General features: G+C 64.5%; 15 protein-coding genes. 7 read left to right on the top strand and 8 right to left on the bottom strand.

Annotation, left to right across the window (positions count from 1 at the left end; genetic code table 11):
- Positions 1-7: 7 nt before the first annotated feature.
- The 5 genes from ACIPHM_RS08550 to zwf form a co-directional block, all read right to left on the bottom strand.
- The gene (locus ACIPHM_RS08550) at positions 8-217 is read right to left on the bottom strand and encodes a dodecin (RefSeq protein ID WP_400326874.1); all 210 of its coding nucleotides are present in this window, start codon (positions 215-217) and stop codon (positions 8-10) included.
- A gap of 46 nt (positions 218-263) precedes the next feature.
- Entirely contained in the window at positions 264-830 is a 567-nt protein-coding gene (locus tag ACIPHM_RS08545; RefSeq protein WP_400326871.1) for a MarR family winged helix-turn-helix transcriptional regulator, read from the bottom strand.
- 128 nt (positions 831-958) lie between these two features.
- Complete coding sequence (locus ACIPHM_RS08540; protein WP_400326868.1) at positions 959-2,830, bottom strand: bifunctional transcriptional regulator/glucokinase; 1,872 nt, start codon at positions 2,828-2,830, stop codon at positions 959-961.
- Positions 2,808-3,485 (bottom strand): 6-phosphogluconolactonase, encoded by a 678-nt coding sequence (gene pgl / locus ACIPHM_RS08535; RefSeq protein WP_400326865.1) that lies wholly within the window; start codon positions 3,483-3,485, stop codon positions 2,808-2,810. Before pgl ends, ACIPHM_RS08540 begins: the two co-directional genes overlap by 23 nt.
- 123 nt (positions 3,486-3,608) lie before the next feature.
- Positions 3,609-5,084 carry a glucose-6-phosphate dehydrogenase gene (gene zwf / locus ACIPHM_RS08530; protein WP_400326862.1) on the bottom strand — a complete coding sequence of 492 codons (1,476 nt, stop codon included), beginning with the start codon at positions 5,082-5,084 and terminating at the stop codon, positions 3,609-3,611.
- A gap of 220 nt (positions 5,085-5,304) precedes the next feature.
- Between zwf and edd the strand changes: the two genes are divergently transcribed.
- From edd to ACIPHM_RS08510, 4 genes are all read left to right on the top strand, one after another.
- Positions 5,305-7,152, top strand: a complete 1,848-nt coding sequence (gene edd, locus ACIPHM_RS08525) for a phosphogluconate dehydratase (RefSeq protein WP_400326860.1) — start codon at positions 5,305-5,307, stop codon at positions 7,150-7,152.
- Between the two features lie 130 nt (positions 7,153-7,282).
- Positions 7,283-7,771: a hypothetical protein gene (locus ACIPHM_RS08520; RefSeq protein WP_400326857.1), complete on the top strand. Its 489-nt coding sequence runs from the start codon at positions 7,283-7,285 to the stop codon at positions 7,769-7,771.
- Between the two features lie 67 nt (positions 7,772-7,838).
- Positions 7,839-8,720 (top strand): 4-hydroxy-tetrahydrodipicolinate synthase, encoded by an 882-nt coding sequence (gene dapA, locus ACIPHM_RS08515; RefSeq protein ID WP_400326855.1) that lies wholly within the window; start codon positions 7,839-7,841, stop codon positions 8,718-8,720.
- A gap of 59 nt (positions 8,721-8,779) precedes the next feature.
- Positions 8,780-9,373, top strand: a complete 594-nt coding sequence (locus tag ACIPHM_RS08510; RefSeq protein WP_400326852.1) for a hypothetical protein — start codon at positions 8,780-8,782, stop codon at positions 9,371-9,373.
- Between the two features lie 112 nt (positions 9,374-9,485).
- On the opposite strand, the gene mgtA is transcribed toward ACIPHM_RS08510, so the two are convergent.
- Both mgtA and ACIPHM_RS08500 read right to left on the bottom strand, forming a co-directional pair.
- On the bottom strand, positions 9,486-12,242 hold the full coding sequence (gene mgtA / locus ACIPHM_RS08505; protein WP_400326849.1) for a magnesium-translocating P-type ATPase: 2,757 nt from the start codon (positions 12,240-12,242) through the stop codon (positions 9,486-9,488).
- 74 nt (positions 12,243-12,316) lie between these two features.
- Positions 12,317-12,511, bottom strand: coding sequence for a hypothetical protein (locus ACIPHM_RS08500; RefSeq protein WP_400326847.1), 195 nt, complete (start codon positions 12,509-12,511; stop codon positions 12,317-12,319).
- 611 nt (positions 12,512-13,122) lie between these two features.
- On the opposite strand from ACIPHM_RS08500, the gene ACIPHM_RS08495 reads away from it, so the two are divergent.
- Positions 13,123-13,725 (top strand): phosphatase PAP2 family protein, encoded by a 603-nt coding sequence (locus ACIPHM_RS08495; RefSeq protein WP_400326844.1) that lies wholly within the window; start codon positions 13,123-13,125, stop codon positions 13,723-13,725.
- A 163-nt stretch (positions 13,726-13,888) separates the two neighbouring features.
- On the opposite strand, the gene rnk is transcribed toward ACIPHM_RS08495, so the two are convergent.
- A complete protein-coding gene (gene rnk / locus ACIPHM_RS08490; RefSeq protein WP_400326841.1) occupies positions 13,889-14,314 on the bottom strand; it encodes a nucleoside diphosphate kinase regulator in 426 nt (141 codons plus the stop codon).
- Between the two features lie 148 nt (positions 14,315-14,462).
- Here rnk and hemL point away from each other — a divergent pair, with 148 nt between their 5' ends.
- Both hemL and ACIPHM_RS08480 read left to right on the top strand, forming a co-directional pair.
- Positions 14,463-15,767 (top strand): glutamate-1-semialdehyde 2,1-aminomutase, encoded by a 1,305-nt coding sequence (gene hemL / locus ACIPHM_RS08485; RefSeq protein WP_400326838.1) that lies wholly within the window; start codon positions 14,463-14,465, stop codon positions 15,765-15,767.
- 118 nt (positions 15,768-15,885) lie between these two features.
- Positions 15,886-16,500, top strand: coding sequence for a LemA family protein (locus ACIPHM_RS08480; protein WP_400326836.1), 615 nt, complete (start codon positions 15,886-15,888; stop codon positions 16,498-16,500).
- Positions 16,501-16,504 lie beyond the last annotated feature (4 nt).

Genomic DNA, 16,504 nt, shown 5'->3' with positions numbered 1-16,504 from the left:
GGCGCGCTCAGTCCTCCAGCCGCATGCCGACCTTGAGCGTGACTTGCCAGTGAGCGACCTTCCCGTCCTCGATATGACCGCGCGTTTCGGTGATCTCGAACCAGTTCAGATTGCGCAGTGTCTTGCTCGCGCGCTCGATGGCGCCTTTGACTGCATCATCGATGGACTTGGTCGACGAGCCGGTGAGCTCGATTTGCTTGTACACGTGATTCTTCATGCCAGTCTCCGGGGTTGGTAGGGAGACTTTCCATGCTAGGCGCGTGCTATCGAGGCCGCAAGTCGGGGAATTCCGACGTACCGTCGTCGGCGCCGTCGATGTGGGGCGATGGCGGAGTGTCGTCGCCCTGCGCGCGGCGCAGCGTGGCGGGCACGACGGTATCGAGCGGTGTGGGTACGACGTTGCCGAGATTGCGCCGCACCTTTTGCAGCAACTGCGTGAGCTGCACCGCTTCGAACGCGGTCAGGCCGTGCAGCGCCTCGTCGCGCACTTCGTCCGAGAGTCTGCGGGCGATCTGCAATTGCGCGACAGCGGCACGCGTGACGAACAGGCGTTCGATACGCGGATCGCGAGCGTCCGAACGACGCCGCACCCATCCCGCTTCTTCCATGCCCGCCAGCGTACGGGCGAGCGTCTGCGCGGGGGTTTCCAGAATATCGGCGAGCACCGTCTGACTCACGCCGCGGTTCACGGCGAGATAGGCGAGCAAGCGGCATTGCGCGCGCGTCATCGGCAGCGTGCGTTGCGCGAACTGCTCGAAGCGGCGCCCGAACAGACGCTGGATGTCTGCTACGAGAAAGCCGAAACGTTGGGCGGAATCGGACACTTTCATATGCCGCATTATGCTAAACATGTTTAGGGATATCAAGACGCCGAAGATTCGGCGTCCGGCATAGTCCCGTCATGTCTTGCGCGGCCATCCGTCCCCAAATACGAAATCCACCGGAATCCGAACGGATCTCAAGCCGCGGCGGGTGTACCCGAATCCTGGCCGCTGCCGTGGCCGAGCCAGTCGAGCGCGCCCTCGCCCGCCGTCTCCGCCCCGGGGCCTGCGCGACGTATCGCAACGCCCACGGCCAGCACATCGATCACAGCCAGATGCAGAATCCGCGCGATCATCGTGACGTGCGCGCCCATCGTCTCGACGTGATCGTTGGGCAGCACGAGCGTCGCCTTGCGGGCCAGCGGTGAATTGCGCGACGTGAGGGCAATGACCCGCGCGCCGCGCGCCAACGCGATGTCGACGGCACGGTTCAGATCCGCCGAGCGGCCCGACGCCGAGATCGCCACGACCACGTCCGCCTCTCCCAGCAAGCCGGCCGACGCCTGCAACAGGTACGGATCGCCGTACGCGATGGTCGGTTTGCCGAAGCGGAAGAACTTGTAGTGCGCGTCCTGCGCGATCACGCCCGAGTTGCCCAATCCGTAGAACTCGATGCGCCGCGCGCCGTCGAGCAGCGTCACGGCGGCCTCGACGGTGCGCGCGTCGAGATGCTCGCGCAATTGCAGGATCGACGACACGGTGTTATCGAGCACCTTCGCGCTGAATTCCGCCGCCGTATCGCCCACGTGCACCTGTCCGTGACGCACCGGCAGCGTGCCCGTCAACGCACTCGCGAGCTTGAGCTTGAAGTCGGACAGCCCCTGACAGCCGAGCTTGCGGCAAAAACGGATCACCGTCGGCTGGCTCACCCGCGCCAGACGCGCAATTTCGGCGACCGGCTCGGCCAGCAGCGCACGCGGCTGCTTCAACGTCAGTTCGGCCACACGTTGTTCGGCGGGACTCAAGCGGTCGCGCAGGCGATGCAGACGGTCGATCAACGCGCCCGCCCCGGCGGCATGCGTGCCGAGTTGTTCGGCAAGCATCGCCGACGTGCCGAGAAACGCCGGATGATCGGCCGTGATGACATACGTCGGAATCTTCTTCAGATACGCTTCGAAACGTCCCTTCGCTTCGAAGCGCTGACGAAACGGCGAGTCCTCGAACAACTTGCCGAGCTTCGGAATCACGCCCCCGCCGAGATACACGCCACCGACCGCCCCCAGCGACACGGCAACGTTGCCCGCGAGCGTACCGAGCATCGCGCAGAAGCAATCGACGGTCTCGCGCGCGAGCGCGTCCCCCGACTGCGCCAGCTTGACGATGGCCGGCGTCTCCAGCGATTCGACGCGTGCGCCCGCGCGCTCGGCCAGCGCCTGATAGACGAGCGCCATGCCGGGCCCAGCCACCAGACGCTCGAACGACACGTGCGGGAAATGCTTCCAGGCGTAGCGCAGCACGTCGATTTCGCGCTCGTCCGCCGCAGCGAAGGTCGTGTGGCCGCCTTCGCTGCCCAGAGCGATCCACCGATCCCCTGCGGGAATCAGGCCGGAAACCCCCACGCCGGTGCCCGGACCGAGTAGCCCGAGCACACCGTTCGGGCGCGGCTCGCCGCCTCCGATCTGGTGCTGCTGCGCGGGCGTGAGATAAGGCAGCGCCATCGCGAGCGCGGTGAAATCGTTGACGACCAGCAGCGTCTCGAAGCGCAGCGCGCGACGCGTCGCTTCGATGGAGAAGTGCCAGTCGCGGTTCGTCATGCGGACTTCGTCGCCCTCGATCGGGTTGGCGATGGCAATCGCCGCATGCAGAACCGGCTCGGCGTGATCGGCGTCGTCGAGATAAGCACGAATGACCTCGGGCACGCCGGCATAGTCGTCGCAGGCGTAATCGCGAATTTCGACGAGATCGCCCGGCGCAATCTCCAGCGCGAAACGGGCGTTGGTGCCGCCGATGTCAGCCAGCAGGCGCGGGCCGCTCAGATGCGGCGGGTTATTCCTCACTCCAGAAGACATCGATCTTGACTCCTTCACGGTGGATCAGCCGGGAGATGGCGTTGTCCTGTTCGTTCGCCTGCGCCGCTTCGAGCACGGCACGTTTGGCCGGGCCCTGAATTTGCAGGATCAGCCGGTCGCAGGCCGCGAGCGCGGCGAGCGACCACGACACGCGCAGATACGGCGCGTGCTGCGGCTGCACGAGTACGAACTTGTCGTGGGTGGTGATGGCGTCTTGCCATTGCGGGGCGTCGGCAAAGAGCGACGCCGTGTGGCCGTCCTCGCCCATGCCCAGCACGCAGACCTGCGGCACCCCATGGGTCCACGAGTCGTTGAGCGTGCGCACTTGCAGCGTGGCCGCCGTCGCCGTGTCGACAAGCGGGAGCCAGCGCGCACCGCTGGCGCCAGGCAGCAGCGTCTCGGCCACGAGACGCGCATTGCTGTCGGCATGATCGGACGGCAGCCAGCGGTCGTCGACCAGCGTGATGTCGACGTCGCGCCAGGCAACGGGCAGCCGCGCCAATTGCGAGAGAAATGCTCGGGGACTGGTGCCGCCCGAGACGGCGAGCAACGCGCGCCGCCGAATGGTCAGGGCTTCGTCGACGCCTGCCACGACAGCGTTGGCCAGTGCGTGCGCCTGCGCCTCGCGCGTGGGAAATGTTCGCCAGTGGATCATGCGTGTCTGCCTCCCTGCCTTGGCGGTGGACGAAATGCGCCGGACGCCGTGATGCCGCGTGCGGCGATCGGTCTCTATCGTTATCTCACGGATCGCTCAGATCACTGCGATCACTCGAATGACTCAGTTGTCCTCTTCAACCCAGCTCGTGCCGTATTGCGTGAGCAACGCGCTCGCGGCAGGCGGCCCCCACGTGCCGGCGGCGTAGCGCTTCGGCCCCTTGTGCTGACGCGACCAGTACGCCTGAATCGGTGCGACCCAGCGCCACGCCTGCTCCTGCTCGTCGCGTCGCACGAAGAGCGCGAGACGTCCGTTGATGACATCGAGCAGCAAACGCTCGTATGCATCCATCCGGTGTCCCTTGAAGAACTGATCGAATGCCAGATCGAGGTGAACGGATTGCAGCGTCATGCCCTCACCCGGCTGCTTCGCCAGACAGTACAGCCGCATCGATTCGTTCGGTTGCAGGCGAATCACGAGACGATTCACGCCGGGCTGCGCGGTCACGTCGCCGAGCAACGGGTACGGCGTGGCGCGATAGTTCACGACGATCTCCGCCACACGCTCGCCAAGACGCTTGCCGGTGCGCAGGAAAAACGGCACGCCCGCCCAGCGCCAGTTGTCGATATCGGCCTTGAGCGCGACGAACGTTTCCGTCTGGCTGTCTGCCGGCACGCCCGGCTCGTCCACATACGCAGGCACCGCGGACTTGCCGATCGCACCGCCGCCGTATTGCCCGCGCACCACGTTGCGCGCCACGGTCTCGTCGTCGAGATGACGCAGCGAGCGCAATACGCGCAGTTTCTCGTCGCGCACGGCGTCGGCGTCCATCGACAGCGGCGGCTCCATGGCGACGATGGCAAGCAGTTGCAGCAGATGGTTCTGCACCATGTCGCGCAAGGCGCCGGTCTGCTCGTAGAACTCGCCGCGCCCTTCGACACCGATCTCCTCGGCAATCGTGATCTGAATGCTGTCGATCAACTCGCGTCGCCACAGCGGCTCGAAAATCGCATTGCCGAAGCGCAGCGCCAAGAGATTCTGCACCGCCTCTTTCCCGAGGTAGTGATCGATACGGTAGATCTGATCTTCGCGGAAGCTCGCACCCACGGCGTTGTTGATCGCCTCGGACGACGCCAGATCGTTCCCCAGCGGCTTCTCGAGCACGATCCTGCTGTTCTCGTTGAGCTTGGCGCTGCGAAGGCCTTCGCAAATGGGGATGAACAGCGACGGACCAGTCGCCAGATAAAAGATGCGCACGCCGGGACGCTTCGCCAGCCGCTCGGCCAGCGCACCGAATTCGGCTTCACGCCCGAGGTCGAGCGGCATGTAGTCGATGGTGGACAAAAAAGACTTCCAGGCGGTCTCGTCCCAGACATCTGGCTTGATGTGATCGCGCGCGTGCTGCTCGCACCATGCGCGGTACTCGGCGTCGTCCATCGGCTTGCGGGAGACGGCGAGAATGCGGCCCGCCGCGCTCGCGTCGTCCGGGCCGAGTTGCCCGGTACGGTAGGCCCGGAACAGGGCGGGCACCACTTTGCGCAGCGACAAATCGCCGGTAGCGCCGAACAACACAAAGGTATAGGGTGAAGGCGTGTTCATGAGCAGACGTCCGCGTGTCACTGGGAAAGTGCAACTTTGACACTGCATTGTAGTTTAACTACACTTAAATTCAACAAAATCTCGTGTTTTGACTACATCTCGCAAGAGATGTCGGACAGGGCACATTGAACGCCAGCATGCGGCACGCCGGGCACCTCCGACAGGCCTGAGCACTGAGATGGATGACCGCATGGGCGCCCCACCACGTCCCGGAATCACCATGACCCAGTCATCTCATAACGTGTCGCTGCATCCGGTGGTACAACGCGTGACCGAGCGCCTCATCGAGCGCAGCCGGTCGTCCCGTCAGGCTTATCTTGAAGGCGTGGCCCGCGCTACCGAGGGGCAACCCGGTCGCGAGAAGATCGGTTGCGCAAACCTTGCCCACGCGCTGGCCGCCGCGCCCGCCGACGATCGTCTCAAGATCCGTTCCGAGCGCATGCCCAACATCGGCATCGTCACCGCTTACAACGACATGCTCTCGGCGCACGCACCGTTCGTCGAATTCCCCGACATCATCAAATCCGCCGCGCGTGCGCATGGCGCGAGTGCCCAGGTCGCCGGCGGTGTGCCCGCCATGTGCGACGGCGTGACGCAAGGCTACGCGGGCATGGAGCTCTCGCTGTTCTCGCGTGACGTGATCGCCATGGCGTCCATCGTCGCGCTCTCGCACCAGATGTTCGACGCCGCCATGTTCCTCGGCGTATGTGACAAGATCGTGCCGGGTCTGGTGATCGCAGCCCAGGCGTTCGGCCACTTGCCCGCCGTGTTCAGCCCGGCAGGCCCCATGCCCTCCGGGCTGCCCAACGACGAGAAGTCGCGCATCCGGCAGGAGTACGCCGCAGGCCGCGTCACGCGCGCCGCGCTTCTCGATGCCGAACTGTCCGCCTATCACACCGAAGGCACCTGCACGTTCTACGGCACCGCCAACAGCAATCAGATGCTCATGGAGTTCATGGGCCTGCATCTGCCGGGCGCGTCGTTCGTCAACCCGCACACGCCGTTGCGTCACGCGCTCACGCAGGCCGCCACGGCGCGTGCCGTGGCGCTGGCGAAGTCCGGCATCAACACGTCGCATATTCTCGATGAGCGCGCGTTCGTCAACGGCGTAGTCGGCCTGCTCGCCACCGGCGGCTCGACCAATCACACGCTGCACCTCGTCGCAATGGCGCACGCGGGCGGCATTCTGCTCGACTGGCAGGACTTCGCCGAGCTCTCGGACGTCACGCCGCTGCTCGCTCATGTCTATCCGAGCGGCAAAGCGGATGTGAACCAGTTCCACGCGGCAGGCGGCCTGAGCTTCCTCATTCGCGAACTGCTCGACGCCGGATTCCTGCACAACGACGTGACCACAGTCATGGGTCACGGTCTGCGCGCCTACACGCAGGAGGCCTTCCTGCGCGACGACGTTCTCTCCTGGCACGAGGCCCCCGCCGAGAGCCTCGACGAGAACATCGTGCGGCCGGCGTCGCGGCCGTTCGCAACGGAAGGCGGCCTGCGCATGCTCGCCGGCAATCTGGGACGCGCCGTCATCAAGTCGTCCGCCGTCAAACCGGAACACCAGAAGGTGCGCGCCCCGGCGCGCGTGTTCTCGGATCAGGAGTCGGCACAGGCGGCGTTCAAGGCGGGTGAGCTGACGCGCGACGTGATCGTCGTGGTGCGCTTCCAGGGGCCGCGGGCGAACGGCATGCCGGAGTTGCACAAACTCATGCCGATGCTCGGCCTGTTGCAGGACGAAGGGCATCGCGTGGCGCTGGTGACGGACGGGCGGATGTCCGGCGCCTCGGGCAAGGTGCCTGCGGCCATTCACCTCTCGCCGGAAGCCGAGCAAGGCGGCATGCTCGCGCGCGTGCAGGACGGCGACATCCTCTGCATCGACTGCGAGACGAATACCCTGCATTGCGAAGTCGACGACGCCACGCTCGCCGCCCGCACACCGGAGCCCGTGCCGCAGCGGCCATTCGATCCGTGGCGCAACGTGTTCGGTCTGTTTCGCAATAACGTCGGTGCCGCGCCCCACGGCGCATGCGTGCTGTTCGACGACACGCAATATCCGAAGCACGACTGACGCTCACATTGCTTCGGTTCCATACCCGATACCCGGCATCCGGCAGGCGTCAAAAATCTTGACGCCTTTTTTATCTGCGCCTCCCTAGACTGGCTTCGTTGTCACTTCAGTCGTCAAACGACACGTTGCCATGCCCGCCATCGCTCAGCGCGCCAGCCTTGAACCTCCTGGTGCGAACGCCACCTCGACCGACGCCTCGCGCGCCGCCGTTGCAACTTACGGCTCGACTTACAGCACAGCGCCGGCACCTGCCGCCCGCGCTTCGGTCTCGTCTGCCGGCACTGCCTTCGCAGCATCTGCGGCCAGCACCCAGACCGCACCGCCCGCCGACGCTTTCGCCCCCGCGCGGCAACGCAATCGACACAACCCTCGCGTACGCCTCGATGCGACGCTCGACATCACGCTCAGCCGTGCCGCCGTCTCATCGCTCGCGGTCACGCTGGCGATGAGTCTGCCGCTGCCGTGGCGCGTCGAGACGATTCGGCCGATCCGGCGCGATACGGCCGCCGTGGTGTCGATTGCGTTGCCGCGTATCGAAGCCTCGCGTGCCATGGATGTCGTCATGCAGTCGTTGCCTGAAGCCGAATTTGGCGCGCTGCGACTGCGCCCTGCCGCATGAGCCGCATGATTCCCGCCGACATGCGACAAATCTCTTACGTTCTCCGCTAACACCGTTTCATCTGGTTATGAACACAGCCATCTTCGAAGGCGTGTGGGTTCCGCTCGTCACGCCCATGACCGGCGCCAATGGCGCCCAGATCGATCGCAACGCGTTCGCGCGTCTGGTCGATTACTACCTCGCTGCCGGTGTAGACGGCCTTGTCGTGGCCGGGACCACGGGGGAAGGCACCCTACTCAGTGACGACGAGCGTCGCTGGCTCGTCGAGACCGCCTGCCATCTCGCCCACGGTCACGCGCCGGTGATGGCCGGTGCCGGGGCTGCCGACACATCGAACACTGCACGTCAGATCCGCAATCTCGACGACCTGCCGCTCGCCGGCTACCTCGTGCCGCCGCCGTATTACCTGCGTCCGTCGCAGGAGGGCATTCTCTGGCACTACCGCACGCTGGCCGCCGGTACGCGCAAGCCGCTGGTGCTCTACAACGTGCCGTTGCGCACCGGTGTGACGCTCGGCGTGGACACGATTCGCGAACTGGCGTCGCACGAGTCCTTCGCCGCGATCAAGGAATGCGACGCGCATCCGCTCACCCATCTGCCCTCGCAAGTCACCATGCGCATGCTGTGCGGCGACGACATGCAGATTCTGCCCGCCCTGCAAGCCGGTGCCGTGGGCTGTATCTCGGCCGCCGCGCACATTCGTCCCGACCTTTATCTGAAGCTGGTTCGCTACGTGCGCGAAGGCGACACGGACCATGCGACAAAACTCTTCAACGGCATGAGGCCGCTGATCCGGCGCTTGTTTTCCGAGCCGAATCCGGTAGCGATCAAGGCCGCCCTCACGTCGCTTGGGTTGTGCACGGAGACGGTTCGCCGCCCACTCATGCCCTGCTCTGCCGCGCTTCGCAGAGATATCGAGGCACAGCTTGAAGTGACGATGGCGTTCTGACACAAAACGCCGCCACGGCCCCCGGATTTCGCACCCGCACTCACGACAGGACTCTCGCCATGGATGACATCGAACAACGTCACCGCACCGTCGCCCGTCTGCTGATCAAGCTCTCGGGCACCACGCTGGCACGGCTCGCCTACGCGACCGGCATCACCGGCAACACAATTTCGCGATGGGTGCATGGCGATCACTGTGCACTCGGGCCGCAGGGGCGCGAAAAGCTGTTCGCGGCGCTCGGCGTGTGCAGCGATGGCGTGAACGTTCGCTTCGCGCATCGCGCCACGGGGGCGACGCAACCGGTGTTCCAGATCAACGGGCTCGTGCAGGCCGAACGTTTCGCAACCCTCGCTGCGCTGACCTCGACGCGGTTCGTCGCCGCGCGCGAGACGTGTCAGGGCAAGACGCTGGTGAGCGTTGTCACCGACATTAGCGGACAAACGACGGCGCTGCTCGTCGGCACCCGCGAAGCGCTCGACGAGCTGTACGCGGAACTGGGCATCGCCGTCTCCGCCAAACGCCGTTTGGAGGCGGGCCTCCGTCCTTATCCTTCAGTTGGCGAAGCGGTGCGTCTACACTCGAACTCGACGACGCACGCGACGTCTTCGCTCCACGCAGCCAGCACTTCGACCGGCCGTCAGAGACTTGGGTAGACGACTGAGCGGTGGGTTGACCGGTGCGTGGATCGATAAAGCATCGCAATGAAAAAAGCCAGCGGTGAGCGACTCGCCGCTGGCTTTGTTGTCTCGCGCTACGGAGGAAACGTCACTGCCATCCGAACCGCCGGGCGAACATCCCCTTCATCATCTGTGTGAGCACGGCATAGGCCAGCAGAATCGCGGCGAGCATCGGGAAGTAGGCGAGCGGCAGGGCCTGCATCCTGAAAGTCTCGGCGAAGGGCGACATCGGCAGCATCACGCCAATCAGCATCACCGCGCCCGTCATCAGCAGCAATGGCCACGCCGCGCGGCTCTGCACGAACGGCAGACGGCGCGTGCGGATCAGGTGCACGATGAGCGTCTGCGACAGCAGCCCCTCGACGAACCAGCCGGATTGGAACAGCGTCTGGTGCTCGGCGCTGTTCGCACCGAACAAATGCCACATCGCGAGGAACGTCAGCACGTCGAAGATCGAGCTGATCGGGCCGAAGAACACCATGAAGCGCGACAGATCCGCCGGATTCCAGCGCTGCGGTTTGGTCAGTTGTTCGTCGTCGACGTTATCGAACGGGATCGTCGTCTGCGACAGATCGTAGAGCAGGTTCTGCGTGAGCAACTGCAACGGCAGCATCGGCAGGAACGGCAGGAATGCGCTCGCGATCAGCACCGAGAAAACGTTGCCGAAGTTCGAGCTGGCCGTCATCTTGATGTACTTGAGCATGTTCGCGAACGTGCGACGCCCCTCGATCACGCCCTGCTCCAGCACCATCAGGCTCTTTTCCAGCAGGATCAGATCGGCCGCTTCCTTGGCGATGTCCACCGCCGTGTCCACCGAAATGCCGATGTCGGCCGCACGCAGCGCCGGGGCGTCGTTGATGCCGTCGCCCATGAACCCGACGACGTGCCCGTTCGCACGCAGCATGCGCACCAGGCGCTCCTTGTGCGCGGGCGTGAGCTTCGCAAAGACGTTGGCGCGCTCGACCGTTTGCGCGAGTTCGGCGTCACTCATCGATTCGATGTCGTCGCCCAGCACGCAGCCGCTCACCTTCAGGCCGACTTCGCGGCAGACCTTGGCCGTCACGAGATCGTTGTCGCCCGTGAGCACCTTGACCTCCACGCCCGAAGCCGCCAGCGCCTTGAGTGCCGGCGCAGCGGACTCCTTGGGCGGATCGAGAAAGGCGATATAGCCCACGAGCACGAGCTCACTTTCGTCCGCCACGCTGTAGCGCTCGCGCACGGGCGGCAGATGCCGCGTTGCCACCGCCACCACGCGCAGCCCTTCAGCGTTCAGATCGGCAGTCACACGACGCAAACGCGCGAGCACGTCCGGCGTGAGCGGCTCGACGTTCGCGCCATGCTGCACGCGATCGCACACCGCCATCACTTCTTCCACGGCGCCCTTGCAGATCAGCTCGTGATGGTCGCCGTTCTCGCTCACCACCACCGACATGCGACGGCGCTGGAAGTCGAACGGAATCTCGTCGATCTTGCGATAGCGATTGACCACATCCAGACGCTGATGCAGCTCGCCATGGTTGAGCACCGCCACGTCGAGCAGATTCTTCAGGCCGGTCTGGTAGAAGCTGTTCAGATAGGCGTACTCGAGCACGTCTTCGGAGAAATGGCCCCAGACGTCGGTGTGACGCTCCAGACAGATCTTGTCCTGCGTGAGCGTGCCGGTCTTGTCGGTGCAGAGCACGTCCATCGCGCCGAAGTTCTGGATCGCGTCGAGCCGCTTGACGATGACCTTCTTGCGCGAGAGCACGACGGCGCCCTTGGCCAGCGTCGCCGTCACGATCATGGGCAGCATTTCTGGCGTGAGCCCGACCGCCACCGACAGCGCGAAGAGCGAGGCTTCGAGCCAGTCGTGCTTCGTGAAACCGTTGATGAGCAGAACGATGGGCGTCATGACCATCATGAAGCGGATGAGCACCCACGACACGCGATTCACGCCTTGCTGGAACGACGTGACGCTCGGTTGCTGCGCCGTCACCCGCTGGGCGAGCGAGCCGAAGAACGTGCGACCGCCCGTGGCCACCACGACCGCCGTGGCCGAGCCGCTCACGACGTTCGTTCCCATGAAAGCGAGGTTGTCGTATGCCAGCGGATTGCTGCCGCCGGCGCCACCCGCCTGGCAGGGATGTGCGAATTTCTCGACGGGCAGCGCCTCGCCGGTGAGCGCCGATTGCGAGACAAACAGGTCTTTGGCCGCAAGGATACGCACGTCTGCGGGGATCATGTCGCCTGCCGCGAGCAGCACGATATCGCCCGGTACGAGTTCGGCCAGCGGGATTTCGCGGCCCATGCGACCAAGACGCCGCATGTTCTCCGCCTCGCCCATACCCACGCCCACGCCCGGCGACTCGCGACGCAACACCGTGGCCGTGGTGCTCACCATCGCCTTGAGCTTCTCCGCCGCCTTGTTCGAGCGGGCTTCCTGCACAAATCGCAACACCGTGGAAATGATCACCATCGACGCGATGATGATCGTTCCCTCGGTGTCGTCGGTCGCGTAAGACACAGCGGCCAGTGCAGTGAGGAGCAGGTTGAACGGATTGCGGTAGCAGTTGAAGAGGTGCCGCCACCAGGGCAACGGCTTTTCATGCTCGACTTCGTTGGGGCCGACGTGCGCGCGCACGGTGGCGGCTTCGTCGTTCGACAGCCCTTCACGCGTGGTGCGCAGGCGCGCGAGCACGTCAGGGCCCGTATCGCGGGCAGCCTCGAGCAAACCTGGCGGCGCCTCATGGCCATGCGCAGGCGCGTCGAGCGTTTCGAGCATGTCGCGGCGGCGGAAAAAGCGCAGGCCGAGGCGCGCGCCAAGCACCGCAATCAGTCGCTCGCTGAGCGTGAGAGCTTGTTGCATCGGATACATCCAGAAAAATGCTTTGAGGGGCACCGGACAAGCGCCAGTGCCCCGGGAAACGGCAAGGCGTCAGCTCAGCCGCGCTTGTCGCGGCGCACGACGGTGCGCAGCCACTGCCCGAGACGCGCCCGGACACTGGCGCGCGCTGCGGCGTCGTTGGCAACGGCGGCGTCGGCATGCACGTCGACGTGATAGTGATGCAGGCACTCGGACGGCAGCATCAGGGCTTGCGGATTGCCTCCGCGCAGGGTCATGGAATAACGGAACACGATGAATCTCCCGGCCACACGGCAGCCGTCCGGCGCCAGCGTGGGGCTCGCGTTTCATGACCGGTGCATCAGGCAGACGGCATGAAAAACCACGCGAACACACGCGCACGACGGGACAGCCCGAACGGCAGACGTAAAACTTAATAAGGGAGCGTGCTACGAAAGACGGACGCTATCGATATGGCCCAACACATCCCTTCGTCACCAGCAAGGCGGTGAGAAAGGGGCAAGGCATTCGGTGCGAACATCTGAAGTTGCGCGCCAACCCGACAATGCGAGTTAGCGGCTGGGAAGATCCCGGGGACTAACTCGCGGTGATGGTGTCGACGTCAGTCGACCGGCAACTACCACTAGAACTACTGTCCACGGAAGGACCTCCTGAGAGCTATGACGGCGCGATTCTACCCCCGAGTGCGTCGAAAGAAAAGTGACAATTCAACGTGTTACAAATTGATGACAAATCGAACTTTCCTCCGCGCGGCAGCTCGGTCAGAATCTGTCATGTTTTCGTCACAAACCGCCAGCCGGCGGCCGTCGAGGCGCCGCCCCCGTACCGAATGTATGGCCGCGCGCCGCGCGCGACCGGCGGGCACCCGATCCCTCCGGAGCTCATGGATTCGCTCAACCGCGCCCTCTTTCTTGCCATCAATGCCTCGCCCAATGTGAGTGAAGGTGAACTGGCCGTTGCCGTCTTTCTGGCCAAATATCTGATCCTGCTGCTGCCGGTCGGTCTCGTCACGCTGTGGCTTGCGGGGGGACGCGATCGCGAAGGCGCCGTGCATGGCGCGTTGGGCGTGGGCCTCGTGCTGTTGATCAATTCGGTGATCGGCTTCGCGTGGTTCGAGCCCCGGCCGTTTGTCGTCGGCCTCGGCACCAATATGCTCGCGCACGCCCCGACGAGCGCCTTTCCGAGCAACCATGGCGCGATCATGTTCACCTCGGCCTTCGTGCTGATGGGCACGCTCGCACGCACGCCGCGCATGCTCGGCAAACTTCTGCTGCTCTGTGCGCTGCCGGTGTGCTGGGCGCGCGTTTATCTCGGCGTGCACTGGCCGCTCGACATGGTCGGCGCGCTGGTCGTGTCGATCGTCGTGGCGCTCATCATGCGCACGACAGGCGCTCGCGAGACCAGCCGTATCGTCGCAGCGATCCTCGAAGGCGTTTATCGACGGTTGCTGGCGTGGCCGATCGCGCGCGGCTGGCTGCGTCGCTGAAATACGGGAAACCGGCGAATTTCCGGGGAAAACTGTGGGATTCAGGGAACTACGGGAACTTCGGAAACGGCGCGGGGGGAAGAGAGGGGTAGAGCGGCGGTGAAGCTAAGGGTTGGGAGACTCGGGAGATCCGAATCTCCCAATGATGCTGCGGAGATGTCAATCAGCGGTGGTATTCGCCAGCGGCTTCGGGCTGGTAATCGAGGCCGAGCAATTCGAGCTCGATCAGGTTGCCACCCGGCACCTGCCAGTGAATCGACTGGCCGACGCGCAGGCCCAGCAAGGCGCTGCCCACCGGGGCCAAGACCGAAATACCGTTTTCCGTGGCCGCCAGATGCTGCGGATACACGAGCGTGACACGATGCTCCTGCTGCGTGGCAAGGTCACGATAGCGCACCACCGAATTCATCGTGGCGATGTCGGCCGGCATTTGTTCCGGATCGACGACGCTCGCCCGGGCGAGCTCTGTTTCGAGTGCCTCCACATACGGCAAGGCCGTGCGCGGCGCATTCTCGATGACCGAATAGAGACGATCGAGGTCGAGAGACGAGACAGTGATCGAAGGACGTTGCGAGTTGACGGTGGACATGTCGACGGGCCCTGAATTTCCTTGGCGTTGAGAAAGTTGCCTTCAATCTAACAGAAGCCCCGCGCGGCGAGAAGTCCCGGACTTGACCGCCATCCGCTAGAATCGACGCATTAAGGTGAATAGGCCTAATCGCCGCAAAGCTGAAGTCATGTCCGAAAACACTACGAATGCCGCGCTTTTCGAGCGCGCCCAGCAAACCATTCCCGGCGGTGTGAATTCGCCGGTGCGCGCCTTCCGCTCGGTCGGCGGCACGCCACGCTTCATTGCCCGCGCGCAAGGCCCCTACATGTGGGACGCCGAGGGCGTGCGCTACATCGACTACATCGGCTCGTGGGGCCCGATGATCGTCGGCCATCTGCATCCGGACGTCGTAGCCGCCGTGCAGAGCGCCATGTCGCAAGGCTTCAGCTTCGGCGCGCCGACCGAAGCCGAAGTGGTGATGGCCGAAGAAATCTGCCGTCTCGTGCCGTCCATCGAACAGGTGCGTCTGGTGTCCTCCGGCACCGAGGCGACGATGAGCGCGCTGCGTCTGGCACGCGGCTTCACGGGCCGCAACAAGATCGTCAAGTTCGAAGGCTGCTATCACGGCCACGCCGACAGCCTGCTGGTCAAGGCCGGCTCGGGCCTGCTCACGTTCGCCGATTCCACGCGCAACGCCCCGTCTTCGGCAGGTGTGCCACCGGAAGTCACGCGCGATACGCTCGTGCTCGAGTACAACAACGTCGAGCAGCTACGCGAGCTGTTTGCGGGCCAGGGCGGCGAAATTGCCGCCGTGATCGTCGAACCGGTCGCGGGCAACATGAATCTCGTGCGCGGCTCGCGTCATTTCCTGCAGACGCTGCGTGAATTGTGCACGGCGCATGGCGCTGTGCTGATTTTCGACGAAGTGATGTGCGGTTTCCGCGTCGGCCTGGGCGGCGCGCAAGCGCTCTACGGCATCACGGCCGACCTCACCTGTCTGGGCAAGGTCATCGGTGGCGGCATGCCGGCGGCCGCCTTCGGCGGCGGTCGCGACATCATGTCGCATCTGGCGCCACTGGGCGGCGTCTATCAGGCCGGCACCCTCTCGGGCAACCCGCTCGCCGTTGCCGCCGGTCTCGCTACGCTCAAGCTGATTCAGGCGCCGGGCTTCTACGAAGATCTGGCCAAACGTACGTCGAAGCTCGTGAACGGGCTGGTCGATGCGGCGCAGGCCGCCGGTGTGCCGTTCTCCGGCGACAGCGTCGGCGGCATGTTCGGGCTGTATTTCCGTGCCAACGTGCCGCAGAGCTTTGCCGAAGTCACGACCTCGGACGTCGCGCGCTTCAATAAGTTTTTCCACGCCATGCTCGATCGCGGCGTCTATCTCGCACCGAGCGCGTTCGAAGCGGGCTTCGTCTCGGCGACGCACGACGACGCGATCATCGACGCCACGCTCGACGCCGCGCGCGACGCGTTCGCGGTGATTGCGTGAGCCATCCGTCGGTCATGCCGCGCTCGTCTGCCACAAGGGGCAGCGCGGCTTTTTACACGTCATGCGTAGTCCGCCGGACGCTTGTCCGGCCATTCCGGCCATAACAAGGGGGAACATCATGCAAACGCTGCTGCCGATCAAGCGCCGTCAGTCGTTCATGCGCTGGCTGGCGCTGGGGTTTCTCACGTCGCTGCTCAGCGCTTGCGGCTATAACGAAATCCAGGTCAAGGACGAAGCGGTCAAGGCCGCCTGGAGCGAGGTCGTCAACCAGTACCAGCGGCGCGCCGATCTGGTGCCGAATCTGGTGAATACGGTCAAGGGCTACGCAACGCACGAGCAGTCGACACTCACCGACGTGATCAATGCCCGCGCCAAGGCCACCAGCATTACGGTCACGCCCGAAACGCTCAACGACCCCGACGCGTTCAAGCGCTTCCAGCAGGCGCAGGGCGAATTGTCCGGTGCCCTCTCGCGCTTGATGGCCGTCTCGGAAAACTACCCGAACCTCAAAGCCGACGGCCTGTTCCGCGACCTGCAATCGCAGCTCGAAGGCACGGAAAACCGCATCACCGTGGCGCGCAATCGCTATATCCAGTCGGTGCAGGATTACAACGTGTATGTCCGTCAGTTCCCGAACAATCTGACGGCCAAGATGTTCGGCTACGGACCGAAGCCGAACTTCACGGTGGAAAACGAGAAAGCGATTTCGACGGCGCCGACCGTCAAGTTCTGAGGAG

The sequence above is a fragment of the Pandoraea sp. NPDC087047 genome, from assembly GCF_044745225.1.
In the GTDB taxonomy this organism is placed as follows: Bacteria; Pseudomonadota; Gammaproteobacteria; order Burkholderiales; family Burkholderiaceae; genus Pandoraea.
Note: the sequence above shows the minus strand (reverse complement) of the source record. Positions and strands in the feature narration are given on the sequence as shown.

Excerpts from the sequence above, each read along its gene's own strand:
- ACIPHM_RS08480 (WP_400326836.1), top strand. The coding sequence starts at position 15,886 with ATGCAAACGCTGCTGCCGATCAAGCGCCGTCAGTCGTTCATGCGCTGG.
- ACIPHM_RS08550 (WP_400326874.1), bottom strand. The coding sequence starts at position 217 with ATGAAGAATCACGTGTACAAGCAAATCGAGCTCACCGGCTCGTCGACC.
- edd (WP_400326860.1), top strand. The coding sequence starts at position 5,305 with ATGACCCAGTCATCTCATAACGTGTCGCTGCATCCGGTGGTACAACGC.
- ACIPHM_RS08520 (WP_400326857.1), top strand. The coding sequence starts at position 7,283 with ATGCCCGCCATCGCTCAGCGCGCCAGCCTTGAACCTCCTGGTGCGAAC.
- pgl (WP_400326865.1), bottom strand. The coding sequence starts at position 3,485 with ATGATCCACTGGCGAACATTTCCCACGCGCGAGGCGCAGGCGCACGCA.
- ACIPHM_RS08510 (WP_400326852.1), top strand. The coding sequence starts at position 8,780 with ATGGATGACATCGAACAACGTCACCGCACCGTCGCCCGTCTGCTGATC.
- ACIPHM_RS08495 (WP_400326844.1), top strand. The coding sequence starts at position 13,123 with ATGGATTCGCTCAACCGCGCCCTCTTTCTTGCCATCAATGCCTCGCCC.
- zwf (WP_400326862.1), bottom strand. The coding sequence starts at position 5,084 with ATGAACACGCCTTCACCCTATACCTTTGTGTTGTTCGGCGCTACCGGC.
- rnk (WP_400326841.1), bottom strand. The coding sequence starts at position 14,314 with ATGTCCACCGTCAACTCGCAACGTCCTTCGATCACTGTCTCGTCTCTC.
- hemL (WP_400326838.1), top strand. The coding sequence starts at position 14,463 with ATGTCCGAAAACACTACGAATGCCGCGCTTTTCGAGCGCGCCCAGCAA.
- dapA (WP_400326855.1), top strand. The coding sequence starts at position 7,839 with ATGAACACAGCCATCTTCGAAGGCGTGTGGGTTCCGCTCGTCACGCCC.
- ACIPHM_RS08545 (WP_400326871.1), bottom strand. The coding sequence starts at position 830 with ATGAAAGTGTCCGATTCCGCCCAACGTTTCGGCTTTCTCGTAGCAGAC.
- ACIPHM_RS08540 (WP_400326868.1), bottom strand. The coding sequence starts at position 2,830 with ATGTCTTCTGGAGTGAGGAATAACCCGCCGCATCTGAGCGGCCCGCGC.
- mgtA (WP_400326849.1), bottom strand. The coding sequence starts at position 12,242 with ATGCAACAAGCTCTCACGCTCAGCGAGCGACTGATTGCGGTGCTTGGC.